Below are 24,922 nucleotides of genomic sequence, written 5' to 3' on the forward strand. Positions count from 1 at the left end.
TTTGTGTGGGAGGTCCCCTGTAGATGACGGGGTTGATAGGCCAGATGTGGAAGCGCGGTAACGTGTGGAGCTGACTGGTACTAATTGGCCGATGGCTTACTTGCACTCTTCTTTGCTTCTTGTGTTCGCGTTCACTGTGTGGTTGACATTCCACACCCCCTGCTTCGTGTTGGGGGGTTGTTTGGTTGTTTCGGTGGTCATAGAGTTGGGGAAACGCCCGGTTCCATTCCGAACCCGGTAGCTAAGCCTAACTGCGCCGATGGTACTGCACTCGGGAGGGTGTGGGAGAGTAGGACGCCGCCGAACTATTCTTTTGTTGGTGTGAGCCCCGGCCGCTAGGGTCGGGGCTCCCCACATTTAACGCGGGTGTCTCCCGCATCCACAGCCCGAAATGGGACGGGGACCGGGGCTGCGCGGGTCACCGCGGTCAACAGCGCGCCAGGGCGCGTGAGAAGGGGGCCGGGTGGTCAATGGTTATCACGAAAGCATCTTTTCTTATCGACGCGCGATGTGAACTTGGCCCGAAAACCATTCCATAGTCGAGGCTACGGGGAAGTAGTCCACTAGCGTAGAGCTACGTTGTGTACCGCGATTTGTCGCGGGACCGCCAACGGAGCCTTATTCCTGCGGCCACGTTTACCTTCGTGGCTCGCCCCCCTTGGAGGAGTTGCGGATTGTCCGACAACGAGAACTTTGAACCTGACTCGCGTTCCGCGAGCGAAAGCCGCCCCCGTACTCGAGGCGAGTATGGATCGCGAAAGCCGCGCACCGAAGGTCGTCGCGGGGAGTACCGTGCGAGCAAGCGTGGTGATCGCGATTCTTGGGGAGAGCGCGGTCGTGACGGCAAGCGACGCTCATACGGTTCGGATCGACGTTCTCGTGACTCCCGTTCGGATCGCGATCGCGCTTGGAAGCCCAACCGTGATGGGCGCGATGGCGGCGACGGCAACTGGCGCGATCGTCGCGAGGGGGATAAGCCGCGCCGCGATGGTGAGCGTCGTTGGTCTAGGGACGATAAGCCGCGCCGCGATGGTGAGCGTCGCTGGTCCAGGGATGATAAGCCGCGCCGCGATGGTGAGCGTCGCCGTGGTGACGCCCAGGGCCGCGGGCAGCGCTTCGGCAAAGGGGAGCGCGGCTATCGTGACCAGCGCGATAAGCGGCGTTTCGAGCAGCGTGAGCGGATGTCAAGCGCGGAAGGGTTTGAGGCAGATCGCCAAAAACGCCTTCGCGAAGGGCGCGAACCATTCGTCCCGGCAGACATCACCGGAAACGAGCTTGCTCCCGAACTCCGCGCCACCCTCAAGGCTCTTACGAAGGAACAGATGGAGCGTGTGTCGCGCCACCTCGTTGCGTGCGCGATGCTGACCGAGAATGAACCGGAGCGGGCCCTCGAGCATGCGAAGTGGGCTGCTCGTTTCGGCGCGCGAGTCGCATCCGTTCGCGAGCTCTACGGCGCCCTGCTGTACGAGGCAGGCGATTACCGCGGCGCCATTCGGGAAATGCGCGCCGCCATGCGCATGAGCGGAAAAGTCGATCTCCTCCCGATCGTCGCCGACTGTGAGAGGGGCCTGGGGCGCCCTGAAAAAGCGTTCGATATCGCGCAGTCCGACGAGGCAGCGAAGCTCACGAATGCGGAAACGATCGAGCTCATGATGGTCGTTGCCGGTGCGTACGCCGATCTTGGAGATCTTGATACGGCCATCGCGACGCTCGAGATTCCGGCACTGCGCTCGAAGGTCGACGGCAAGTGGCAGTTCAGGCTGTGGCTGGCTTACGCCGATCTTCTCGAAGCCGCAGGGCGTGCCGATGAGGCGAAGAAGTGGGTTACGCTCGCTGCCGACGCAGACGTTAACGAGGAGACCGACGCTTACGCGCGCCTTGGCCGTGCGCCCCGTCCGAGGGAGGCGGCCGTGGAACGGACGGAGGAAGAGATCGGCGTGTTCGACGTCGAGGCTGACTTTGAGCGGGCAGAGCGCGAAGCAGCTGAACGAGAAGCGGCGAAAGCCGAGCAAGCGTCGGATCACCACGATGCGGACGACGATTTAGATACGAGCGAGGAAAGCGGTCCCTCCGAGCAGTCGCATGGCGATGTTGACGCCTCGAATACGACGAGTGAGGCCAACGCTGGCCTTGAGGCCGCGGACGAGTCCAGGGATAACCCGGATCAATCGGCTGAACCCCCGCTGCTCCCTCACGAGCCCACCGAAGAAGACCTACGATCCGACAAGGAGTGACGTGAAGCGCCCCGACCCAACGTTCCTCGACCTTTTCGATGCACTCCTGTTCGATATGGATGGGACGCTGATGAACGGTTCCACAGTGATCGAGCACGGGGTCGATGCTCTGGCTGCGGCTCGTGCGAGAGGACTCGCGATTGCCTTCGCGACGAATAACGCCTCGCGCACCCCGGACATGGTTGTCGAGCACCTTGCGTCGCTCGGCTACGAAGCCCACGCGAACGAGGTCGTGAACTCGCCGATGGTTGCGATGAGCCTCGTGAGGGCGCACGTTGAACCCGGCAGCACAATACTCGTCGTGGGCGGCCGAGGGCTCGTGGAGGAAGTCGAACGAAACGGTTACACCGTGACGCGCGAAGACCGCGATGACGTCAAGGCCGTGATTCAAGGCTTCGCGCCTACCGTTGGGTGGGCGGATCTGGCGGAGGCGGCGTACGCGATTCGTCGCGGCGCATTTTTCGTCGCGACGAATATTGATTCGACTCTTCCCACCGAGAAAGGCTTCGCGCCGGGCAACGGGTCGCTCGTGCACGCGCTCGAGTTTTCGACGGGTGTCAAGGCTGTAGCTGCGGGCAAGCCCGAGCCTGCGATGTTCAAGGTCGCGGCAGAGATCTCCAGCTCGAGCCGCCCCTTGGCAATCGGGGATCGCCTCGATACGGACCTCGAGGGCGGAAACCGCGCGAACGTTCCAACCTTCCACACGCTCACGGGGGTGTCGAGTTGGATCGATGCGGCGCATGCGCCGGCTATTCAACGTCCCGTGTTTGTGCGGCCCAACCTCTCCTTCTTGGCGAAGAGCGCCGCGCACCCTGTCATTGACGCGGAGCGAGCGCATCTCGGCTCTACCGCGGCGCACCTCGAGGGCGGTGACATCGTCGTCACGGGTGACGCGTCGAGCTGGCGCGCGGCACAGGTCGTCCTGTCGCTCGTGAACGCGCGATTCCCCGAAAGCACGTTTGAGGGCGCGATTCGCGCCGCCTCGGGTGAGCTCTTTGGGCCATTTGGCGAATAAGGGTCCGCGCTGTGCCACGCCTCGATGCCGCACTCTTTGCGCGCAATCTCGCGTCCTCACGTACGCATGCGCGTCGCATCGTTGAGGAAGGGCGCGCACACGTCAACGGTAGCGTCGCCCGCAAACCCTCGATGAACGTGGCGGAGGGCGACGTTCTCGAGGTGCTCGGGGTTCCCGAAGGCGGCGAGTTCGCCTCGCGTGCGGCCTTGAAGCTCGAGGGTACGCTTGAGCGCCTCGGTGCCCGAGCGCCTCAACTCGCGGGAGCTCGAGTTCTCGATTTGGGGGCTTCGACGGGCGGGTTTTCCGACGTCTGCCTGCGCCGGGGCGCTCGCCACGTGTGGGCTGTGGACGTCGGCCACGGGCAGCTCATTGCTCGCCTTGCAGGGCATTCGCGGCTGGCGAATCTCGAGGGGACCGACGCGCGCTGCGTGACCCGGACCATGCTCGCGGCGTATGAGCCCAGCGGAGTAGGCATTCCCGATGTCGTCGTCACCGACGTCTCCTTTATTTCTCTCACGCACATCCTTGGCGGCGCATCGCGCCTTGTCGAGCCGAATGCGAGCTTGCTCTTTATGCTGAAGCCACAGTTCGAGGTGGGAAGAGCGCGCTTGCCAAAGTCGGGTGTCGTGACCGATCCGCAGGCGTGGCGCGATGCCCTTGTGAGCGTCACCGAGTGCGCGGCAAGCGTCGGCCTCGCGCTCCAGGCTCTGCACCCGAGCCCGCTTCCCGGGCAAGACGGGAATGTCGAGTTTTTTCTTCTGTGCGAAAAATTGCCCGCCGGCGCACGCGATCCGGAAGGTGAATGTGGAATGATCGAGGAGGCCCTCGCCGAAGCCGAGGGTCTTCGTCGTGAGGCACCCGCCGGCTCATGAGCGCCGCGAGTGCTGACCGTAAGGGAGGAGGAGAGCCCTGAGGCGCTTTTTGCTGTACGTTCACTCGGGTCGAGGAGTGGCTCTCAAGGCAGCGCGTCAGGTCGCTGAGGACCTGCACGCCGCGGGCGTGAGGCCAATCGTGACCTCCGCGCAAGTGGAAGAGGTCTCCTCGCGGCCGGACGATCCGGCTGCTCTCGCGCTTCTCGACACGATCCGTGCGGGTCGACTCGAGGTCCTTGACCACGAGCAATTGCCGGCGGAAACGGAACTGTGCATTGTTCTTGGAGGCGATGGCACGATCTTGCGGGCCCTCGAGTTGATCCGACCCTTTGACATTCCCGTGCACGGTGTCAACCTTGGGCACGTGGGATTCCTTGCGGAGAGCGAGGTAGCGGAACTCGGGACAACGGTGCGCAGGCTTCTATCGCGCGATTACATTCTTGAGGTCAGAAGCGTCATCCGCACGAAAGCATATGCTGCCGATGGTTCGCTCTTGCATTCGGATTGGGCCCTCAACGAAGCGAGCCTCGAAAAGGGCGAACGCGAGCGCATGATTTACGTCGTCGTCGGCATCGACGGGCGTCCGGTTTCCGAATTCGGCTGCGATGGTGTGCTCCTGTCGAGCCCTACGGGGTCGACCGCGTACGCGTTTTCGGCGGGCGGGCCCGTCATGTGGCCCGAGGTGGACGCGATGCTGCTCATTCCGCTCGCGGCGCATGCCCTTTTCGCACGGCCCCTCGTGATGGGGCGCTCGTCGGTTGTGGAGATCGAGGTGTCGCCTGAGTCGCCGTCGGCCGCAGTGTTGACGCTCGATGGACGGCGACAGGTTGAGCTTCCGCCCGGATCTAGGCTCGAGACGCACCTGTCGAAGAGTAGCGTTCATTTCGCTCGTTTCGCGGAGACCCCATTTGCCGATCGACTCGTCGAGAAGTTCAAGCTTCCCGTTGAGGGGTGGCGCGGCGGTAATCCCGATACGCGCTACGACTCGAACGCGGGGGAGAGCTGAATGCTGCGTTCCCTGTCGATTCGCCAGATCGGAGTTATTGACGACGCGTCGATCGAGTTTGGGCCGGGTTTTACCGCGCTCACGGGCGAGACCGGCGCTGGTAAGACGATGGTCATCACGGGCCTCGGCCTCCTCATGGGGCGTCGCCTCGATTCCCGCCGCGCCGGTGTGTCAAGCACGGTGTCGGGCCGCGTAGGCCTCGCCCTGGGAACGCCCGTGCACGAACGCCTCGATGAGCTTGGTGCCGAGGTCGAGGACGGCGAAATTCTTGTCGTGCGCAGAGTGACGAAGGACGGGCGCTCGCGTGCCCACATTGGTGGCGTTCCAGTTCCCGTGGGCACGCTTGGCGAGATTGTTGGCGGGGAGATTACGATCCACGGCCAAAGCGATCAGCTTCGCTTGCGCGAGCCTGCGGCGCAGCTTGGAGCGCTCGATTCGGTGTTGGGGGCGCAGGGCCGACGGTTGCTCGCCGAGCACCGCTTACTCTTTCGGGAGTTCGCTTCGCTCGAACGCGAGCTGAAGGAGCTGTCATCGTCTCTGCGCGATCGAGAGCAGCGCGAGGCGGAGCTCACCGAAATCCTCCAGGAGATAGAGCGGGCGGGCACGTTTGAGGGCGAAGATGACGCGCTGCGCGCGGAAATCGAACGCTTGGATGATACTGCTCAGTCGCTCACTGCCCTCGAAGGCGCGCTCATGCACCTTGCGGGCGACGAAGCCTCGAGCGTCCTGACCCATGCCGATGCCGCCGCGGCATCGCTTACTCAGGCGCCCGGTGCGTCGCAGGTTCTGGACCGCATTATCGCCTTGCGCGACGAGTCGAGCGATATTGCGCGCGAGATCTCGCTTCTGCGAGACGGGTGGGAGGCCTCGCCGGGCCGTCTCGAGGAGGCACAAGAGCGTTTGCACGAGCTCACAGTGCTTGTGCGTGAGTACGGGCCTCGCCTCGGCGGGGCGGAGAACGTGAGTGAGCTTCTGCTCCACTCGCGTGAGGCCCTCGAGGCGCTGCGCGCGCTCGAGGACGGCGCGGCGCGGCTTGGCGAGCTCGACAAGCGTCGTGTAGAACTTGACGCAGAACTCGCACGAATCGCCGATGCACTGAGCGGAGAACGCCACGAGGCCGCGGCGAAGCTTGCAGCCGAAATCGAGAACGAACTTGCCGGGCTCGAGATGCCCGGGGCGTCTCTTCGTATTGACGTGACGCGGGCACCTCGAAGTGCGTGCGGCACCGACGGTGTGTCGTTCACGATGCAGCCGCACCCCGGTGCCGAATACATGCCCGTCGCGACGGGCGCATCAGGCGGCGAACTTTCTCGCGTGATGCTCGCGCTCGAGGTGGCAATCGCCTCTCTTACGGACGTTTCAGATGGCGGCACGCCCCCGGTATTCGTTTTTGACGAAATCGATGCGGGTATTGGCGGCCGCGCGGCGCGGGCGGTCGGAGAACGGCTTTCGAGGCTCGCCGAAAATGCCCAGGTCATTGTCGTGACTCACCTCCCGCAAGTGGCTTCGTGGGCGAGTTGCCACGTCAGGATCGTGAAAGAGACGCACAACGATGGCGGCGAGGACCGCACGGTTTCGAGGATTGAACCGCTCGAGGGAGAAGCGCGCGTTCGCGAACTGGCGCGCATGCTCGCGGGAGATGCAGAAAGTGACGCCGCACTTGAACACGCCGCTGAGCTTCTCGCAACGTCAACGGAGGCTCGCGGCGCGTGAAACCTGGATTTACGTTCCCTATTGCCGGTCGAGCAAAGGTGGGCAAACGGACGAAAGACCTGACCAAGCGCGTCGAGGCTGGAGACATCGTGGTGATCGACCACGAGGATCTCGACCGCGTTGCGGCCGAGGCACTCGTTGATCGCGCGCCTGCTGCAGTCCTCAACGCGTCACCGTCGATCTCGGGGCGCTACCCGAACGCGGGCCCCCAGATCCTCGTCGAGGCGGGAATACCGGTGCTCGATGTACTGGACCAGGATCTGTTCGCGAAGGTTCGCGAGGGGCGGTTCGTTGAGATCGACGAAAGCGGAGTATCTCTCAGCACGGGGGAGCGGCTCGAAGCGGAGCTTTACACGCCTGCGGTTCTCAACGACAAGCTCGACAAGGCGCGTGAGGGGCTCAGCGAGCAGCTTGAGGCGTTTGCCTCCAACACGATGGAATACATGCTTCGTGAGCGTGAGCTTCTCATCAACGGCGTTGGCACGCCGGAAGTCCGTACGCGATTCCAGGGCCGGCCCGTCCTTATTGTCGTGCGCGGCTACCACTACCGCGAGGACCTCGTGGCCCTCATGCCATTCATTCGTGAGAACCGGCCTATCATCATCGGGGTCGATGGGGGAGCAGATGCCGTGCTCGATGCCGGCTACGGGCTCGACATGATTATTGGCGACATGGACTCGGTGTCCGATCGGGCGCTTGCGAGCGGTGCCGAGATTGTCGTGCACGCCTACCGCGATGGCCGCGCTCCGGGTATGGAGCGCGTCCGTGCGCTTGGACTCGCCGACGATGCCGTGACGTTCGCGGCTTCGGGAACGAGCGAAGATATTGCGATGCTTCTTGCTGACGATCGCGGCGCCGACGTAATCGTTGCCGTCGGCACTCACGGAACGCTCGAGGAGTTCCTCGACAAGGGGCGCGCGGGTATGAGTTCGACGTTCCTCACGCGGCTCCGGGTGGGCTCGAAGCTCGTGGACGCGAAGGGCGTCTCTCGCCTCTACCGGCAGCGCATCTCGACTTTCCAGCTCGTTCTCCTCGTCGTTGCGGGGCTCCTGGCGCTCGCCGTCGCCATGGCGGTTACCGACGGTGGCCAGACGCTTATCCAGATTCTCGGTGCAAGGCTCGATGACACCTTGCGCTTTTTCACTGCTCTGTTTGTCCAGGGAGGACCGATCCCATGATCGACTTTCGCTATCACCTCGTTTCGCTCGTGGCGGTGTTCCTCGCGCTCGCGATCGGCATCGTGCTCGGTGCGGGCCCTCTTCGAGACGGCGTCGGGCATACCCTGACCGCGCAGGTCGAGCAGTTGAGGGTTGAGCGAGACGAAATGCGAGCCTCGAACGATGCTTTGAACGCTGAGAACTCTGACCTCGAAGGGTTCGTCAAAGCCGCGGGTGCGGGCCTGGTGACGGGCACCATGCACGGTGAGAAGGTCGCGACGATTGCCGATCATTCCTCGATGCATGCCGAAGTCGAGGCTACGCGCACGCTTATTGAGGCTGCCGGGGGACAAACCGGACCCCAGATCGAGCTCGGTCAGTCGCTGTGGGATCCCGCGGCGGAAGGCGAGCGGCGTTCAGCCCTGACGACAATCACCCAGACGTGGCCAGGCGTGAAGCCGAGTGGAACGTCGACCTCAGAACAGCTTGCGTCCGTCATCGCGACGATTCTTGCCCCGAGCGAGGATCTTGACGATGCAGCGCGGCTCGAGATCGCAAAGGCTCTGAGCGCAAGCGGCGTCCTCACGCTCAAAGGCGATATTGAAGCGGTGGACTCCGTTTTGGTGCTTTCGGGCGAAGAGTCGCTCTTTTCGGTCACGAGTGACTCGCCGGAGGCTGCTGCGACCCGCTCGGACAACCTTGATAAGTCGCGCCGCGCGCTCGTGACGGCATTCGACGGCGAAGGCGTCACGGTAACGGTTGGAGGTTCCTCATCCGTGCGGGGAGGCTCGGAGGGTCTTGTTTCGGCTGTGCGCACGAGTGATCTTCGTGAGCGAGTCTCGAGCATCGACATGCTGACGTATGCCTCGGGTCCGGCGACGCTTACGCTCGCGCTTGCCGGTGCCCAGGTCGAGATGCCGGGAGCATACGGATCAGCGACCGATGCCGAGGCGCTCGTGCCCGATGCGTCCGCAATCCGCGAGAAGGTCGAAGAGCTCAATGGTGATCGAAGCGAAAAGAAGCGCTCGGATGACACGGATGCGGGAGGGCAGACGAACGATGAAGAGGCCTCCTCGAGCGACGGCGGTGGACAGTGACGAGTATCCTCCGGACGGTGGGTTTCAGCGCCGCAGCGGCGACGCTTGCCTCGCGTACATGCGCTCGCGCCCTCGCCAAGTGCCCTAAGTCGCTTCGTGCACACCTCGACCGCACCAATTTCCGCGGTGAGCCCGTCACTCTCGCCGAGGGAGTTGAGGTGGCCGGCGCACTCTCGGCGGGTGCACTCGTGGGACTCGGCGTGCCGTCGAGTGGTGCCGCTGCGCTCGTCGGCGCGGTGGGGCTCGCTGATGACATCGTCGAACCGATGCTCATGCGCAATGCTGAAACCGCGCCCCCGAAGGGGCTCAAGGGGCATCTCGGGGCGCTTGCGCACGGACAGCTCACCACGGGAAACATCAAGATTCTCGGGATCGCGGTGGCGGCGAACGTGCTCGCGCGCGAGTGTGAACGTGTCCGGGGCAGGGGCGAGTCCGACGCCAGCTTCGGCGGCAGTGCTCTTGCCGTCTTCGATCGTGGCCTTGACACCGTGTTGATCGCGGCCAGCGCGAACCTCGCCAACCTTTTCGATGTGCGACCTTCGAGGGCGCTGAAGGCCACGAGCATAGGCGTCCTGATAGCCCTGTGTGGGCCGGCACGCGAGGAAGCCTCGCGCTCTCGCAAGGCCCTCGCCGCCGCGCATGCGGCCGCGACACTCCTTGCCGCTCCGCGCGACTTCGGTGCGCGGGGGATGCTCGGGGATGCGGGAGCAAACGTCCTCGGGGCGAATGCGGGCACCCTCGCCGCGCTGTCATCCTCGCGTGCCTTCCGCGCTGCGGCAGCGTCTGTGGCCGTGGGGCTCACGCTCGTGAGTGAACGAGTGAGCTTCACACGCATCATTTCCTCCTCGGAATTTCTGAGCGCGATTGACGAATGGGGGCGGTCATGAGCGCTTCGTCGCGGACTCCGTCGCTCGTTCGAGCGACGGGTCTCATCGCTGTCATCACGGTTCTCGCGCGGCTCGCAGGGTTCGCGCGATACCTCGTTTTCGGCGCGAGCGTGGGAGCGGGTGAGATTGGAACCGCCTATGCGAGTGCCAATCTTGTGCCGAGTGTCGTCTTCGAGGTTGCCGCTGGAGGGGCGCTCGCGAGCATGGTCATCCCGCTTATCGCGGGGCTTCTTGACGAGCCTTCCCGCCCGCGTGAAGGAGGCAGCCGCGTTGCCCCGCGCGGAAACGCTTCGAGCATTGTCTCAGCGCTGCTCACGTGGAGCGTTCTGCTCACGCTCATCCTCGCACTCGTGCTGTGGGCGCTTGCCCCCACACTCGCTCGAGCCATTCTTGGAACCGGTGCGCAAGCCGCCGATGCCGCAGCGATCGATCTTGGCGCTCGCCTCATGCGGGTTTTCGCCCTTCAGCTGCCGTTCTATGCGATTACGATCGTCCTTGGCGCGTACCTGCAGGCGCGACGCAAGTTTCTCTGGCCAGCGCTCGCACCGCTCATCTCGAGTCTCGTCGTCATGGCAACGTACGGCCTCTATGCCCTCACGGTCCCCGTGGGCGTGTCTGCGGGAACGCTCTCGAATCTCTCTGAAGCTGCCCTCGGGTGGGGGACAACTCTCGGGGTTGTCGCGATGGCGGTATGCGTAGTGTTTCCCGCGTTGCGATCGGGGTTTGTGTATACGCCCCAACTCGCCCTCACCAGAGGCGTGCGTGCGCGTGCCTTGGGACTTGCCGGCTCGGGTGTGGCAACCGTCGGCGCCCAGCAACTGACGACCGCCCTGATTCTTGCCCTCTCCGTTCGCGCGGGTGGAACGGGCACCCTTCCGCTGTTCCAGTACGGTCAGGCCGTGTACCTCCTGCCCTACGCGGTTCTCCTCGTCCCCGTTATGACGAGCGTGTTTCCCGAGCTTTCCGAGCTGCGGGCACTCGGTGATAGGGCAAAGTTTTCGGCGCTGACGCTTCGATCCGTCCAGGCGGTCGTGGCATTCGCAGCCGTGGGTGGGGCTGCGCTTTGGGGTGCGGGACTCCCCATCGATAAGTTTTTTGTGGCGATCGATCGCGCGGGGATCCGCGGCGTTGGCGCGGTCACGGCGGCGCTCGCCACAGGGCTGATCGCGTACGGCATCGTGATGCTGACCGCGAGGGTTCTCAATGCGGCGCTGAGGCCCGGGGAGTCTCTCGCGATCGGTGCGACCGGGTGGGGAATCGCGGGCGTGCTTATTCTCGTGACGGTCGTGACGTCCCCACCGCGATCGACGGCCACTGCCGGAGTCCTTTTTGGTCTGTGTATATCTATCGGCATGTGGATCGCGGCGATTGGCGGGCTCAACATCCTTCGCGAGCGGATCATGGTTCGCGAACACGTGCGTCCCCTTTTCACGACGGTCCTCGCCTCGGTTGTGGCGTCGGTCCTCGGCTCAATTGCGGGGCTCGCTCTCGCACAGCTCGCGAGTGACGCTTTTCGTGGAGCGTGGGGCTCGCTCGTGCTTGGCATCGGGACGGGTACGGCTGGTGCAGCGGTGTGTCTGGGCGTGCTGATGATCGCCGATCGCTCTCTTGCGGCGCCAATCGTGGAGCTCGGCGCGCGAATCGTCAAGGCGACGAAGAAGGGGTAGGGCATGCGGCGTGTGATCCTCGTGCGGCCCCGCGCGGAAGGCGGTTTGCTCGCGCACGTGCGCGATGAGGCACGCGTGCTCGCTCGGGCAGGCGTACACGTTGTGGACGCGGGGGAAGCGCCGTGCTTCGACGACGCCACCTCGCATACCGCTGGGCCCGGAGTCGAACATCGGCACCTCGCGATCGCCTCGGGGGCTTCTCCGCTTGCGGCGCTTCGCGCACGGGCAAATTTGGGCGCGATTATTCGGGATGAACATCGCCGTGCACAGGGCGATCCGCTCACGGTTCATGCCCACGGCGCGCGTGCAGGAGCACTCACTGCCCTTGCGCTCATGACCGGGTTTCGCCCCCGCATTCGGCTCGTGACGACGCTTCATAATCGGATGCCGCGTACCGGCGTTGGCGCAGTCATCGGGCGAGAATTGTTCACGCTTGCCTCACGCCGTAGCGATCGTGTACTCGCGGTCTCGCCTGATCTCGCCGATGCCGCGCGCGCGAGTGGTGCACGCGCGGTTCAAAGGGCTCTCATTCCCGCTGCGCGCCCCGCGAGTTGCGGGTCGTTGCGAGCGTTCGACGGCGATGTCCTCGAGGTTCTGTGCGTCGCGCGCCTTGCTGCTCAAAAAGACCTCGCCTGCCTGTGTGAGGCAGTGCGGCTTGTGGAAGAGCAGTATCCGGGATCTCTTCGCGTAAAGATCGCGGGCGAGGGGCCGGAACGCGCACGGCTCGAAGAGTTTATCGAGAAACATGCGCTTCCCGTGGAGCTGCTTGGGCGTGTAGAGGACACCCGCGCCCTCATGCGCGAGGCGCACGTGGTGGTCCAAACGAGCGTGTGGGAAGGGCAGCCGGTCGCGATTCAGGAAGCGATCGGTGAAGGCGCGGCGATCATCGCCACCGATGCCGGCGGGACGCGCTGGGTGACGGGCGAGCGTATTCCTCTCGTCGCGCCGGCGAATGCGCGCGAGCTGGCGGAACGGCTTATTGCCTTCGTGCCCGGACACCCGGGATCTGAGGAACGCCTCGACGAGCTTCGGGCTGCCTCCCGAGCACGCGCCGCTGAACTCCCAACCGAAGAGGACTTGATCGCTCAGCTCGAATCCGCGCTTTTCACGTTCGCCGACGACGAGGAGAACCAGCACTCATGACCACCTCCGAGAATTCGCTCGCCGACGATTTTTGCGCGCGACCCGTCGCTGAGAGTCGGACCGTGTATACGGGGCTCGTGTGGGATGTTGCGCGCGATACCGTCGATTTCGCGCCCGGTGTGAGGTTTACACGCGACTACGTCGCTCACACGGGCGCCGTCGCGATCCTCGCGCTCACGCCAGAGCGTGAAGTCGTCGTGATTCGCCAATATCGCCATCCGGCTCGCGCTCACATGTGGGAGCTGCCCGCTGGTCTACTCGATAAGGCCGGGGAAGACCCAGCCGTGGCCGCCGTTCGTGAACTCGAAGAAGAAACGGGCTACACGGCCGGCGCAGCGCACCACCTTCTCGATTACTACCCGAGCGCGGGCGGCTCGAACGAGAAAATCAGCGTGTATGTTGCGTTCGACTGCACGGAGGCGAAGGGCGTCGACTTCGAACGCGTCGACGAGGAAGCCGAAATCCTCACTCGTACGGTGCCCCTTGACGAGCTCGAGGATGCCGCGCTGTCAGGTCGCCTTCACAACAGTGCGCTGATCATCGCCACGCTCGCCTATACGGCACGCGTGCGCCGCGGCGAGGCCCCCGGCGCTTAACTGCGCGAGCGCGCGTACGAGCGCAGAGATTCGATGATCGCTGGCGTGACTTGAGCGGCTTGCCACGGGCGCGCGCCGACCGCTTCGAGCTCCTGCACGATCTGTTCGGGGCTCGCGTGTGGGATGCGATGCTCGGCCTCTGCACTGAAGTGATTCCACACCCAGTGGCGCATGTGACCGGGGGAGATGAGATTCTCGACGGGCATGTGAAGCTCTTCGGCGCGTGTGAGAAGCCCCTCGCGCACCTGTTTGTAGGCCTCGAGAACCTCGGGGTAGCGCCTAGACCACGAACGATGATTGGGGTAGGGGCCCAGGTCGCGCTTCGACGGCAAGTGAACGCGGGGCAGTTCTCGCGCTTCGCGGACGCATCGCCACCACTGCTCGCGGTGCTTGAGGTTCTTCGGTGCGGCGTTGTCGAACTCCTGGCGTCCCTTGCTCGAGGCTTTTGCCATGGCCACGAGTGCCTTGTCGCGCAGCACCATAAACGGCGCGACGTCCGAATTACGCGCGATTGCATCGCGCCTTTCCCACATCGATCGCGCGACCGCGAGTTGCAGGGGGCTTTTGAGCTGGCCGAGGCCGTGCAGGCCGCGCCACGGCTCGTCGGGAACTTCCGGGTGGGCGAACGTGGCTTCGAAGGCAAATTCCTCACGTGCCCACGACGTCTTGTGAGCGTCGTCGAGCATGCGTGTGAGCACGGTTTTGAGTTCGGCGAGGTACTCGACGTCGAGCGCGGCGTAGTCGAGCCACGATTCCGGAAGTGGGCGCTTGGACCAGTTGGCGCTCGAATGCTCCTTGGCAAGCCGAACTTCGAGCAGTTCTTCCGTGAGAGCCCCGAGACTCACCCTGGGAAGTCCGAGGAGGCGCGCAGCTACCTCGGTGTCGAAAAGTGCGACCGGTTCAAGCCCGAGCATGGCGAGTGAGGGAAGGTCCTGCCTCGAGGCGTGAAGAATCCACGGATGCGAGTTCATGATGTCCGTGAAGGTTCCAGGCAGTTGGCACGCGAGGGGATCAAGCAGCAATATCCCTGCCGCCTCCGTCTTGATCTGCACGAGGTAGGCCTTAGCGGAGTATCGGTAGCTCGAAGCGCGCTCGACGTCGATCGCTAGGTCCTCGTCGGCTTTGACACGCGCGCACCACTCGAGGATGCCCTGAACGGTCGTGACGAGGGGCGGCGTGCCACCCGCGGGCTTTTTAATGAGGGGCGCGCACTCGGGATCCGGCAACTGGTCGTGGGAATCAGTCATGAACGTTCTAGTGATCCTTCGAGGCTGAAAGATGAGGCGCCCTCGCGCGGTGGGACGGATGCAGAGGGCTCACGGAGAGTGGCTGGGGCGGAAGGCCACCTGCGGCGCAGAGGATCGCGGACCACGCGCCGAAATGGGCGCCGAGGTCGAGGGAGTCCGGGCTCCATGATGCGCGCATCTCGATGTCGACCGTCGTGGGGCGGGCGGCGAGTGAACCGTAGCTTTGGGAAACGACGCGCGTCACGGTACACCCAAGTTCGTGGGCTTCGGCCCCCGCAAGCTCAAGCGATTCGGTGACCCAGCTCCACGCCACATCGCCGAGCATGGACTCGAGCGCGAACTCGTGTTCGAGCTGGGCTTGCATCAAGGTGACGATTCGTGCGCGACCGCTCCAGTCCTCCCTGCCCTCAGGGTCGTAGAGCACGATGAACTTTCCGCTCGCGAGATCAGCGTCGTGCATGACGACATCGGCCTCGGCTGCCCACGAAAAGGGAGCGAGTCTGGAAGGAGCGGGAATCTCCTCCCACTTGACCTCGTGGCGAATGGGCGCAGCGGTGAGCGCATCGATCGCGCTCACGAATTCCTCGCGTTCCTGGGGAAAGTGATGAATGGCCACGGCCGCTAACTTATCGTTGACTTACCGCGTCGTGGCGGAGGCGCGCCGCGCCTCCATCAGTGCGCAGCCGGGTCCTCGTTTTCGCTGTGCACGAGGCAAATGGAATTGATGCAATAGCGTTCGTCGGTTGGGGTGGGGAAACCCTCGCCGGTGAAGACATGCCCGAGGTGTGATCCACATGAAGCACAGCGCACCTCGGTCCGTACCATTGCGAGGCTGCGATCCTCGATAAGTTCCACGCGGTCGCTCTCGGCTGGGGCCCAGAAAGCGGGCCACCCGCAGTGCGCGTTGAACTGTTCGCTTGCGCGGAACAACTCGGCCCCGCAGGCCCGGCACGCATACGTGCCCGCTGAGCGCACCTCTTCGTATTCACCCGTGAAGGGCCGCTCGGTTCCAGCCTCACGCAAAACGTGGTACTCATCGGGGCTGAGGCGCTTGCGCCATTCGTCGTTCGTAAGCGAGATCGGGTAGCGGCCATCGCCGAGAGGCACGTTCATGGAGTCTCCTTGGGGTGAGTGCGGACGTAGCGTTCGATCTGGGCGCCGGGACTGTGGAAGAGATCCGCGAGGCGCCACGCGAGGTGGTGTGCGCTTCCGACGCTTGCGCGCGGCGCATCGCCTCCCACGGTAATCGCCGAGCGCGTCCAGACAAGTTCATCGAACGCTTCATCCTCGGCAAACATTCCATTTACCCGCGGGCCGCCCTCGACTTGAATGCCGAGAAATCCACGCTCTGCGAGTGCGCGTACGATCTCTTGGGCGCGGCCCGCTTCGATAATGGCCTCGCTTTCAAAGCCACTGACACGGGCAACGTGAGCTCCGCGGCCAGGTGGACAGATGAGGAACGTCGGCCAGGCTTGGTCAATGTGCTCGGGAATCTCGCCGCTCGTCGTCACGATCGCGAGTGCGGGGAACTCCGCGCCGCGAGGACGTAGCGCCTCGGTGCGAAGCGCGGGCCGGCCAGAGGGACGACGGTAGTCTTCGCTGCGCACCGTATTGGCGCCGCACACGATGATGTCCGCAAGCGCCCGAAGAACAGTGAGAGTGAAAAAATCCCAGGGGCTCGAGAGCGAGGCTGACGTCCCATCGCCCCCCGCGACCGCGCCGTCAAGGCTCTGGTTCATCATCGAGCGCACGTGGACGCGGTCCGAGGGAAATGCGAGCAGGCTACCGAGGGCGCGGGCGCCCTCATCGTCGAGACGAAACTCCTCGGGCGTAACCGGGACACCGGCGCCAATGAGGCGGGTGAGCGGCGTGTTTTTATCGTGAGCGTGAGATGCCATCAAGCGTCGGACCTTTCGAATACGAGCGCTCCCGCACCGTCGAGCGTGAGCGCGCGACCATCACTTTCCCCACCGAAGGAGGCGAGCACCTGCACGCGGGAGCCCGGCTCCCATGCCACGGGTGCGTCCCCGCGCGAGGCGAGCACGCCGATGTGTCCGCGATGCATGAGGATTGCCCCCTCGCTGAGAACGTCCACCGCGATCGAGTCGAATGCGCCTTTCTGGATGTCAGAATTCTTGCGCCGCTGCGCAAGAACTGCTCGGTAAAACTCGAGCAGCGCCTCGTGTTCGCCGCTTTCGGCTTCACTCCAGTCGAGGAATGACTCCTCAAAGGTTGAGCGTGCCTGCGGATCGGGGACCGCATCGCTCCACCCCATGCGCGCAAACTCTTCCTTTCGACCTGCGCTGACGAGCGGGCCGATCCTTTCCCCGTGGTCGCTAAAGAATGCGAAGGGGGTTCGCGCGCCCCATTCCTCGCCCATGAAGAGCATCGGCGTGCTTGCGCCCAGCAGGTAGAGCGAGGCGATCGCCGCGTGCGCGCCATAACCGATTGTGTTGGTGATGCGGTCGCCCGATGCCCTGTTGCCCACCTGGTCGTGGTCCTGGATGAAGGCGACGAAGGCGTGAGCATCGTAGTGCGCACTCGCGGCTTCGACCTTCGCCCCCCAGTTCTTCTGCCTGAAGGTCGAATAGGACCCATCGTGCTCAAAGATGCGCTCGAGGGTCTTTTTCACGCCGGCCGCCGCGCCGAAATCGACGTAGTAGCCCGCGCGTTCGCCGGTGGCCCACGCATGAAGATGGTGGTGGATGTCGTCCGCCCATTGAGCGTGCATGCCGAAACCACCTTCGGCGACGGGGGTCACCATCGCGGGGTCGTTCAGGTCGGACTCCGCGATGAGGGTAAGCGGGCGAGCCACCTCTCGGCTCATATCCGCAACCGCGCTCGACAGTTCCGCGAGAATGTGCGTGGGGGAGTGATCTCGAAGGGCGTGCACCGCATCGAGTCGAAGGCCGTCGAGGTGGAAGTCGATGAGCCACTGGCGCGCGTTCTGAACAACAAACGCCCTCACCTCGGCACCTTCTTCGGCATCGAAATTGATAGCGGGCCCCCACGGGGTGGTATGCGTGTGTGTGAAGTAGGGGCCGAATTCCCCAAGGTAATTTCCGTCGGGACCGAGGTGGTTGTAAACGACGTCGACGATGACGGCAAGTCCACGCTCGTGCGCAGCGTCGATGAACCGCGCGAACGCTTCGGCCCCGCCGTAGGTCTCATGGGTGGCGAAAAGGCCGACGCCGTCATAGCCCCAACCGCGCTCGCCAGGAAACGCCGCGACAGGCATCACTTCAACGGCGTCGACGCCGAGTTCTACAAGCGCATCCAAGCGCGTGATCGCTGAGTCGAAGGTCCCCGACGCACCGGTATCTCGATCCGCCGCGAACGTTCCGATGTGAAGCTCGTAAATGACTTTCCCACGAAGATCCATGCCTGCCCACGGAGTCGTGAAGTTGAATGTGCGCGGGTCGACGACCTCGCTTAAGGCGTGGACGCCCTCGGGTTGCGCCAGTGCGCGTGGATCCGGCAGCGCGACGGAGGAGTCGTCGAGAAGAAAGCCGTAGCGATCGCCCGGGTGTGCCTCGACCCCTGGGGCATGCCACCAGCCACCCTCCCTGCGTTCCATGGTGATTTCGCGGCGCTTTCCCTCGAATCGGGGCTCGAGTGCAAGCGTGACCGTGCCGGCCTTCGGCGCCCATACCTCGAAACGCGAATAGTCTCTCATCGGCCTATCCTTCCGAGTGCTCCGGTTTTTCGCGTACAAGGAGCGCGACGGGCCATTCGCGCACGAGGGAGGCGAGCTCGACAGTGCCGCCCTCCACACGCTCCCCGGTGAGGACGTTTGTGTAGCGCCCCTCATCGACGACGATCCGTGCTTTGGTGCACCCGGGTCCCTGCGAAGCCTCCACGTGCGGCAAACGCGTGGCGATAACCACGACATTGGCGGGGCTATCCGCGCATCCACGGGCGAAAGCGATCGTATGGGAGGACGTCGTTGGCAGCGGCGTGTAGGTGGCATCCGGGCCGACGAACGACTCGCGGTGGTGCCGTCGCGTGTCAAGAGCGCGTGAGACGAGGAGGAGCTTTTCATCGGCGATGCCCTCTGGTGCAGCACCTGAAAGGAGGTCCTCGAGCCGCGCCGCGTGCGCCGCGTGGTCGACTGGGCGTCGGTTATCGGGATCGACGAGGCTCAAGTCAAGAGTCTCATTGCCTTGATACACATCGGGCACACCGGGCATCGTGAGCTGGAGGAGTTTCTGGCCGAGAATAGCAGCGCGCTGCGAATCGAACGTCAGCGAGGTCCACTCGTCGAGGATCGCCCGCACGTCGTCGTTCCCGAGAGCCCACAGGGCAAAGTCGCGGATTTCGCGCTCGTACTCATCGTTGCCATCGACCCATCCCGTATGGACCTTTGCCTCGCGCATGGCCTTCTCGAGGTACTCCGCCAGGCGTTCCTCGCTCAGCGACGCAAGCCGCGAGCCGGGTAGGTCCCACATCCCCGCAAGCGTCTGCCACACAAAATACTCAAACGGCGCATCGACGAGCGGTCCTCGCTTCTGTGCGCTCACGGCATGGAGGCGAGCCACGTGTGTGGACCATTCCGACGGATACTCGGTGAGCGCCGCAAGCCTTGCGCGTACGTCCTCGCTGCGCTTCGTATCGTGCGTAGAGAGCGTCGTCATCGATGTGGGGAAAGTCCCGAGCATCCGCTCGCAGAAGTGATGAAACTCTTCGGGATCCACGCCAATGCGGTTCGGGTCGGCACCCACCTCGTTGACTGCGAGGAGCCGGTGGTACCGGTAGAAAGCTGTGTCCTCAAGGGACTTCGCGTGAACCGGCCCGCACGTTTGAGCGAAACGCGTGACAAACTCCGCGCGCAGCGGATCGAGTGAACCGTCGGACGTGAACTGCCCCTGACCACCCGCAAATGCCGTGACGATCTCGAGAGCGGCACGATCCCCCTCGTCGTCACCGGTGGCCAAGGCTGCTCGATCTGCGGCCTCGGCAAGCACCTGGCGCTCACACGCGGGGGCCTTCTCCCCGGGGACTATATAGGCGCGGTAGCGATCCATCGCCATGAGGAGCTGGATGATCGCGTGTTCGAGCTGCCGCTCGGTCGTATCGCGCAGCATTATGTCGGCATCACAGATCCGCCGGGCGAGATCGACGAGACGTGCAATTTCGGCCCACAGCGAGGTGTCGATGACCTCCTTGGCGCTTGCGTGAGTGATCTCGTCGAAGGAACGCGAATCGTGGGTGAATGTCCGCCACGTGTGCGTGAGGGCTGCCGCGCCCGCAGGGTCGTGGAAAAGGCCCTGGACGCGCCAGAGGGCGTCGTAACCCGTCGTTCCGGCGACGGGAAAGTCCGGTGGGAGCGACTCGTTGCCTTCGAGAATCTTTTCGACCACGGTCCATGCGCCACCGGTGGCGCTCTCGAGGCGCCGCAGATACCCGCGCGGGTCGGCAAGGCCATCGGGATGATCGATCCGATACCCGTCGATCACGCCCTCCGATTGCAAGCGGAGGAGAGTCGCGTGAGTCGCGTCGAAGACTGCACGGTCTTCAACCTTGACGGCCGCGAGAGTCTGGACGTCGAAAAAGCGGCGATAGTTCAACTCGTCATTGGCGACCCTCCAATAGGCAAGGCGGTAATGCTGGGCCTCGAGAAGATCCACGATTGGCAGATTCTCGGTGCCCTCGGCGAGAGGGAACACATGATCGAAGTATCGAAGGACATGCTCGATTCGCCGCGAGCCATCAGGCTGAGGAACCTCCGCGGTCCCTCGCTCGAGCTCATCGTCGAGAATCGTCGCGCCGACCGGGCGGCCGAGGACCGGCAGGAGAATTCCGTGCTCCGCGTGAGGATCACTATCGAACCACGACGCGTAGGGGCTCGATGCCCCACCCCGCAAGAACGACCACAGCGCGTGGTTATGCCACATGGGGGTGGGGATCGCCATGTGGTTGGGGACGACGTCGACGATGAGGCCCATACCTCGCTCATGGAGAGCATCTGCGAGCCCCCGCAGATCCTCTTCGCCACCGTTATCCATGCTCACGCGGGAATGATCCACGACGTCGTAGCCATGCATGGACCCCGGCGCCGCCTGCAAGATCGGTGAAATAAACGCGTGACTCACCCCGAGTCGCTCCAGGTACGGCACGAGTCGTGTCGCATCTTGGAAGGTGAATTCAGGCGTGATCTGAAGCCTGTACGTGCTGATCGGCGCGCCGGACATGGGCCCTCCTTCGTCGTGGATGTGCTGGCGCGTCGTCAGAGCGCGGGGCCCTCGTCGGTACCTGGATCATTCGGCGCCGTGGGCGTCAAAACGGACGTGGGAGGAGACAGGGGAGTTGAGAGAGCCGTCGCGTCATCCTCTTCTCCCGGGGGCGTCATGGGGGCCCTGCCGAGCACGAGCGTCGTGTAGGCGGGGCGAATGAGGACCTCGCCCGCCCTGACGGTATCGCCGGGGCTGAGCGACGCAGAGGTTTCTGCCGTGACCGTCCACTCTTCGCCATACTCGCCCTCCGGGATCGTGAACTCCACGTCCGTCTCGGAGGCGTTGAACATGAGGAGCGCGGAATCATCGACGATGTGTTCGCCTCGCGTGTTCGGCTCGGGGATCGCACTTCCGTTAAAGAACACCGTGAGGCACTTTGCCACCGGATCGTTCCATTCCTCATCGGTCATGGGGGTGCCGTCGACTCCGAGCCACGCGACATCGGGCAGGCTCGAGGACGCTCCGTCGCGGACCTCGCCCAAGAGAAAGCGCCGGCGACGGAAAATAGGGTGCGAGCGCCGCAGCTCGATAAGCATGCGCGTGAAGTTCAGCATGTCCTGCTGGCGCGTGCTGATCTCCCAATTCATCCACGCGATCTCGTTGTCCTGGCAGTACACGTTGTTATTGCCCATTTGGGTGCGGCCGAGCTCGTCGCCGTGAAGGATCATGGGAACGCCCTGGCTGAGGAGCAGGGTGGCCATCATGTTTTTCATGCGCTGGAGGCGGAGGTCGAGAATCGCCTCGTCATCCGTGGCACCTTCCGCCCCCGAGTTCCACGAGCGGTTATTCGATTCGCCGTCGTTGCCGCCCTCGCCATTGTCCTCGTTATGTCTCTCGTTGTAGCTCACGAGATCTCGCAAGGTAAATCCGTCGTGGGCGGTAAGGAAATTGACGGAGGCGATGGGCGTGCGGCCCGTGTGCTGGTAGAGATCGCTCGAGCCAGCAAACCGATTGGCGAACTTTGCGAGCATGCCTGACTCACCGCGGTGGAAGTCGCGCATGGCATCGCGGTATTTGCCATTCCACTCCGACCACAGGGGAGGAAAGCCACCGACCTGATAGCCGCCTTCACCGAGATCCCACGGCTCCGCGATGAGCTTGACCTGCGAAATGATTGGGTCCTGCTGGATGATGTCGAAGAAGCTCGAGAGCCGATCTACCTCGTGCAGCTCGCGGGCAAGAGTCGAGGCGAGGTCGAAGCGGAAGCCATCAACGTGCATCTCGGTAATCCAGTACCGAAGCGAATCCATGATGAGCTGAAGCACGTGCGGGGTGCGCATGCGAAGGCTGTTGCCCGTGCCGGTCGTGTCGTAATAGTGCGTGAGATCGTCGTCGACGAGGCGGTAGTAATTGGCGTTGTCGATTCCGCGGAAGCACAGGGTTGGGCCTAAGTGATTGCCCTCGGCGGTGTGGTTGTAGACCACATCGAGAATGACCTCGATACCCGCCGCGTGAAGGTTCTTCACCATTTGCTTGAACTCTTGGACCTGCTGGCCGGTCTCGCCCGCATACGCGTACTCGTTATGCGGCGCGAAGAAGCCGATCGTGTTGTAGCCCCAGTAGTTGCGAAGTCCGCGATCCTGAAGGTGGCCGTCTTGGACAAACTGGTGCAACGGCAAGAACTCAACCGCCGTGACCCCGAGGGACTTGAGGTAATCGATCGCGACCGGGTGCCCCATCGCCACGTAAGTGCCCCGGATACTCTCGGGGATGTCCGGGTGCGTAGCCGTGAAGCCTTTGAGATGCGCCTCGTAAATGATCGAATCGTGGTACTCATGGGCCGGAGGGTGGTCGTTGCCCCAATCAAAGTAGGGTGAGACGACGACTGAATGCATCGTGTGATCCTTCGAGTCCAGGTTGCTCATCTGCGAAGGATCGTCGAGCTCGTAACTGAGCAGGCTCGCGTCCGTGTCGGGCATGCCCGCGATTGCGCGCGCGTACGGGTCGAGAAGGAGTTTCGAGGGATCGCAGCGGTGCCCGGCCGCCGGATCATAGGGGCCATGGACCCTGAATCCGTAGCGTTGACCCGGCTGGACGGCTGGAAGATACACGTGCCACACGAAGGCATCGACTTCCGTCATTTCTACGCGTCGCTCCGAAAAGTCGTCGCCGATGAGACAGAGTTCGACTCTCTCGGCAACTTCTGAGTAGAGGGCGAAGTTCGTGCCGCTGCCGTCGAAGGTTGCACCGAGCGGGTACGGGGAGCCTGGCCAAATCTGCACTGTCGAAGAATCCTTGCGCTGAGGCAGCCGATGGCTGCGCGAAAACACATTTGCATCGACATTGTGGCCCGATGGCCTGGCAGAAGCCCGAAGTTTCGTGGAATGAGAAAGGCCCCGTGCACGTGCACGGGGCCTTGGAGTGGAGCGGATGACGGGACTCGAACCCGCGACCCTCACCTTGGCAAGGTGATGCTCTACCAACTGAGCCACATCCGCGTGGGCGATACTGGGATCGAACCAGTGACCTCTTCCGTGTGAAGGAAGCGCGCTACCACTACGCCAATCGCCCGCATAAGAGCCGGCGGGAACTCGCCTGTTCGCTCTTTGCGACTAGACAACAATACACCACCGGCGCGCGGCCCCAAATTGTCGCGGGGTTCGTGACGGTCTTTTGTGGTGAGGCTCGCAAGTGCGGCGCTCGCTCGCGGCTCGCGCTGCGCTATGAAGCTCCTCGCGCTGCGTCATGAAGCTCTATGGCTGGAAAATCGCCCGTGAGGGGCGAGTTGGCACGCTCGCAAAGCTGCTCGAGGTGATTTGAGTCAAAAGCGGGCGGCCTACTTTGCGCGGAACGCGATCCTGACGTAATGTATCTATTCGTTGGTTCGAGAGATCAACCAAAAATGCGGATGTGGCTCAGTTGGTAGAGCATCACCTTGCCAAGGTGAGGGTCGCGGGTTCGAGTCCCGTCATCCGCTCTGGAATCTCAGGTTTCCACGTGGTGGGTTGGCCGAGAGGCGAGGCAGCGGCCTGCAAAGCCGTATACACGGGTTCGAATCCCGTACCCACCTCTCGTGTGGCCCGCAGCCACGCAAAATAGACCGCACGGTCTCATAAGGGCGATTGGCGCAGTTGGTTAGCGCGTTTCCTTGACACGGAAGAGGTCGCTGGTTCGAGTCCAGTATCGCCCACAGATAAAGACGCCCCGCGGGGCGTCTTTTTATTGTCATCTCTCGTTTCCCTTGCCGTGAGAGAGTACAAGTATGAGCGGACAGCACGCACTCTTTCTCGACTTCGACGGCACACTTGCCGACCACGGAATCGTCCCTAAGGCTCACGTCGACGCACTCGCGCGCGTGCGCGAAGCCGGTCATCTGGCGTTTCTGTGCACCGGCCGCCCGCACTCGCTCATTCCGCGCGACGTCGAAATGGCGCTCGACGGCGTCATCGGCTCGGCGGGAGCCTACGTCAAAGTGGGGGAGTCAATCCTTGAGGATTCGCGCTTCCCCGCGCACCTTGCCCGCCGAACCGTCGACACGCTCCTCGCAGCCGGCGATTTTCCCTTTGTTCTCGAGGCGCCCGAGGCGACCGTCGGAAACGCGACCGCAGAACAGTACATTCGCGAGCGCCTCGCCACGAGCTTTCGCAGCGGCACGGTCTCGCAAAAGGAAACGGGAACGCTCGGGCAGGGATCCGCGGATCTCCTCGGCGCCTTTGAGCGTCACAGTGATCTCTCGCAGGTCTCTTTTGCGAAAGTCGTCGCGTGGCGATGCCCGGTCAGCATTACCGAGATCGCACGGTCAATTGGCCCGGAGGTCCGCGACATGCCCTATTCGATTGGCGAGGATCAGGACACCTCTGGTGAACTGCAACTTTCCGCGATCGACAAGATCGACGGAGTTAAGCGCGTTCTCGAGCACACGGGGATTCCGCTCGAGCGTGCGGTCGGTTTCGGCGATGGCATGAACGATGTCGGCATGCTTCGCGGGGTGGGAGTCCCGGTGCCGGTCGAGGGGTCCGACGCCTCCCGCGCCATCAGCGACCCTGCTTATGTCATGAGTGGGCCGCGCGAAGACGGTCTTGCCGACGCGCTCGAAAAGCTGGGACTCGTGTAAC

19 protein-coding genes, 5 tRNA genes and 2 rRNA genes are annotated in these 24,922 nt (G+C 63.6%); 17 read left to right on the forward strand and 9 right to left on the reverse strand.

Annotated features, from left to right (window positions below):
* From E6X30_RS00005 to E6X30_RS00065, 13 genes are all read left to right on the forward strand, one after another.
* Positions 1–104: ribosomal RNA gene (locus tag E6X30_RS00005) — 23S ribosomal RNA — on the forward strand; the annotation flags it as partial.
* A gap of 85 nt (positions 105–189) precedes the next feature.
* Positions 190–306, forward strand: a 5S ribosomal RNA gene (gene rrf / locus E6X30_RS00010).
* 368 nt (positions 307–674) lie between these two features.
* Complete coding sequence (locus tag E6X30_RS00015; protein ID WP_316335477.1) at positions 675–2,234, forward strand: hypothetical protein; 1,560 nt, start codon at positions 675–677, stop codon at positions 2,232–2,234.
* Position 2,235: 1 nt separating this feature from the next.
* Entirely contained in the window at positions 2,236–3,249 is a 1,014-nt protein-coding gene (locus E6X30_RS00020; RefSeq protein ID WP_061212517.1) for an HAD-IIA family hydrolase, read from the forward strand.
* Between the two features lie 11 nt (positions 3,250–3,260).
* Positions 3,261–4,121: a TlyA family RNA methyltransferase gene (locus tag E6X30_RS00025; protein ID WP_316335479.1), complete on the forward strand. Its 861-nt coding sequence runs from the start codon at positions 3,261–3,263 to the stop codon at positions 4,119–4,121.
* Between the two features lie 37 nt (positions 4,122–4,158).
* Positions 4,159–5,127, forward strand: a complete 969-nt coding sequence (locus tag E6X30_RS00030; RefSeq protein WP_316335700.1) for an NAD kinase — start codon at positions 4,159–4,161, stop codon at positions 5,125–5,127.
* Positions 5,128–6,840 (forward strand): DNA repair protein RecN, encoded by a 1,713-nt coding sequence (gene recN / locus E6X30_RS00035; protein WP_316335480.1) that lies wholly within the window; start codon positions 5,128–5,130, stop codon positions 6,838–6,840.
* Positions 6,837–8,018 carry a putative cytokinetic ring protein SteA gene (steA, locus tag E6X30_RS00040; RefSeq protein WP_316335481.1) on the forward strand — a complete coding sequence of 394 codons (1,182 nt, stop codon included), beginning with the start codon at positions 6,837–6,839 and terminating at the stop codon, positions 8,016–8,018. Before recN ends, steA begins: the two co-directional genes overlap by 4 nt.
* Complete coding sequence (locus tag E6X30_RS00045) at positions 8,015–9,094, forward strand: copper transporter (RefSeq protein WP_316335482.1); 1,080 nt, start codon at positions 8,015–8,017, stop codon at positions 9,092–9,094. Before steA ends, E6X30_RS00045 begins: the two co-directional genes overlap by 4 nt.
* A 17-nt stretch (positions 9,095–9,111) precedes the next feature.
* A complete protein-coding gene (locus E6X30_RS00050) occupies positions 9,112–9,981 on the forward strand; it encodes a hypothetical protein (protein ID WP_144245988.1) in 870 nt (289 codons plus the stop codon).
* On the forward strand, positions 9,978–11,648 hold the full coding sequence (gene murJ, locus E6X30_RS00055; RefSeq protein ID WP_316335483.1) for a lipid II flippase MurJ: 1,671 nt from the start codon (positions 9,978–9,980) through the stop codon (positions 11,646–11,648). The genes E6X30_RS00050 and murJ overlap by 4 nt, the downstream gene beginning before the upstream one ends.
* 3 nt (positions 11,649–11,651) lie before the next feature.
* Positions 11,652–12,791: a glycosyltransferase gene (locus E6X30_RS00060; RefSeq protein ID WP_316335484.1), complete on the forward strand. Its 1,140-nt coding sequence runs from the start codon at positions 11,652–11,654 to the stop codon at positions 12,789–12,791.
* Entirely contained in the window at positions 12,788–13,387 is a 600-nt protein-coding gene (locus tag E6X30_RS00065) for an NUDIX hydrolase (protein ID WP_016664392.1), read from the forward strand. The genes E6X30_RS00060 and E6X30_RS00065 overlap by 4 nt, the downstream gene beginning before the upstream one ends.
* On the opposite strand, the gene E6X30_RS00070 is transcribed toward E6X30_RS00065, so the two are convergent.
* The 9 genes from E6X30_RS00070 to E6X30_RS00110 all read right to left on the reverse strand — a co-directional run bounded on the left by E6X30_RS00070 (position 13,384) and on the right by E6X30_RS00110 (position 23,378).
* Positions 13,384–14,634: an HRDC domain-containing protein gene (locus E6X30_RS00070; protein ID WP_016664393.1), complete on the reverse strand. Its 1,251-nt coding sequence runs from the start codon at positions 14,632–14,634 to the stop codon at positions 13,384–13,386. The genes E6X30_RS00065 and E6X30_RS00070 overlap by 4 nt on opposite strands.
* A 7-nt stretch (positions 14,635–14,641) precedes the next feature.
* A complete protein-coding gene (locus tag E6X30_RS00075) occupies positions 14,642–15,250 on the reverse strand; it encodes a DUF3000 domain-containing protein (protein ID WP_040386525.1) in 609 nt (202 codons plus the stop codon).
* Positions 15,251–15,306: 56 nt separating this feature from the next.
* Complete coding sequence (gene msrB / locus E6X30_RS00080) at positions 15,307–15,747, reverse strand: peptide-methionine (R)-S-oxide reductase MsrB (RefSeq protein WP_016664395.1); 441 nt, start codon at positions 15,745–15,747, stop codon at positions 15,307–15,309.
* A complete protein-coding gene (locus E6X30_RS00085) occupies positions 15,744–16,532 on the reverse strand; it encodes a dihydrofolate reductase family protein (protein WP_316335490.1) in 789 nt (262 codons plus the stop codon). The genes msrB and E6X30_RS00085 overlap by 4 nt, the downstream gene beginning before the upstream one ends.
* Positions 16,532–18,310, reverse strand: coding sequence for a malto-oligosyltrehalose trehalohydrolase (gene treZ, locus E6X30_RS00090; RefSeq protein ID WP_316335491.1), 1,779 nt, complete (start codon positions 18,308–18,310; stop codon positions 16,532–16,534). The genes E6X30_RS00085 and treZ overlap by 1 nt, the downstream gene beginning before the upstream one ends.
* Before the next feature lie 4 nt (positions 18,311–18,314).
* Positions 18,315–20,825, reverse strand: coding sequence for a malto-oligosyltrehalose synthase (treY, locus tag E6X30_RS00095; protein ID WP_316335492.1), 2,511 nt, complete (start codon positions 20,823–20,825; stop codon positions 18,315–18,317).
* Positions 20,826–20,860: 35 nt separating this feature from the next.
* The gene (glgX, locus tag E6X30_RS00100; RefSeq protein WP_316335493.1) at positions 20,861–23,089 is read right to left on the reverse strand and encodes a glycogen debranching protein GlgX; all 2,229 of its coding nucleotides are present in this window, start codon (positions 23,087–23,089) and stop codon (positions 20,861–20,863) included.
* 140 nt (positions 23,090–23,229) lie between these two features.
* Positions 23,230–23,305, reverse strand: a tRNA-Gly gene (locus tag E6X30_RS00105).
* A gap of 1 nt (position 23,306) precedes the next feature.
* A tRNA-Val gene (locus E6X30_RS00110) sits at positions 23,307–23,378 on the reverse strand.
* Positions 23,379–23,711: 333 nt separating this feature from the next.
* On the opposite strand from E6X30_RS00110, the gene E6X30_RS00115 reads away from it, so the two are divergent.
* From E6X30_RS00115 to E6X30_RS00130, 4 genes are all read left to right on the forward strand, one after another.
* A tRNA-Gly gene (locus E6X30_RS00115) sits at positions 23,712–23,784 on the forward strand.
* A 22-nt stretch (positions 23,785–23,806) separates the two neighbouring features.
* Positions 23,807–23,877, forward strand: a tRNA-Cys gene (locus E6X30_RS00120).
* Between the two features lie 46 nt (positions 23,878–23,923).
* A tRNA-Val gene (locus tag E6X30_RS00125) sits at positions 23,924–23,997 on the forward strand.
* A gap of 72 nt (positions 23,998–24,069) precedes the next feature.
* On the forward strand, positions 24,070–24,921 hold the full coding sequence (locus E6X30_RS00130) for an HAD hydrolase family protein (RefSeq protein WP_070435978.1): 852 nt from the start codon (positions 24,070–24,072) through the stop codon (positions 24,919–24,921).
* Position 24,922 lies beyond the last annotated feature (1 nt).

This window comes from Dermabacter sp. (assembly GCF_032550575.1).
GTDB classification, from domain to species: domain Bacteria; phylum Actinomycetota; class Actinomycetes; order Actinomycetales; family Dermabacteraceae; genus Dermabacter; species Dermabacter hominis.

Excerpts from the sequence above, each read along its gene's own strand:
- recN (WP_316335480.1), top strand. The coding sequence starts at position 5,128 with ATGCTGCGTTCCCTGTCGATTCGCCAGATCGGAGTTATTGACGACGCG.
- E6X30_RS00045 (WP_316335482.1), top strand. The coding sequence starts at position 8,015 with ATGATCGACTTTCGCTATCACCTCGTTTCGCTCGTGGCGGTGTTCCTC.
- murJ (WP_316335483.1), top strand. The coding sequence starts at position 9,978 with ATGAGCGCTTCGTCGCGGACTCCGTCGCTCGTTCGAGCGACGGGTCTC.
- E6X30_RS00060 (WP_316335484.1), top strand. The coding sequence starts at position 11,652 with ATGCGGCGTGTGATCCTCGTGCGGCCCCGCGCGGAAGGCGGTTTGCTC.
- E6X30_RS00065 (WP_016664392.1), top strand. The coding sequence starts at position 12,788 with ATGACCACCTCCGAGAATTCGCTCGCCGACGATTTTTGCGCGCGACCC.
- E6X30_RS00070 (WP_016664393.1), bottom strand. The coding sequence starts at position 14,634 with ATGACTGATTCCCACGACCAGTTGCCGGATCCCGAGTGCGCGCCCCTC.
- msrB (WP_016664395.1), bottom strand. The coding sequence starts at position 15,747 with ATGAACGTGCCTCTCGGCGATGGCCGCTACCCGATCTCGCTTACGAAC.
- E6X30_RS00085 (WP_316335490.1), bottom strand. The coding sequence starts at position 16,532 with ATGGCATCTCACGCTCACGATAAAAACACGCCGCTCACCCGCCTCATT.
- treZ (WP_316335491.1), bottom strand. The coding sequence starts at position 18,310 with ATGAGAGACTATTCGCGTTTCGAGGTATGGGCGCCGAAGGCCGGCACG.
- treY (WP_316335492.1), bottom strand. The coding sequence starts at position 20,825 with ATGTCCGGCGCGCCGATCAGCACGTACAGGCTTCAGATCACGCCTGAA.
- E6X30_RS00130 (WP_070435978.1), top strand. The coding sequence starts at position 24,070 with ATGAGCGGACAGCACGCACTCTTTCTCGACTTCGACGGCACACTTGCC.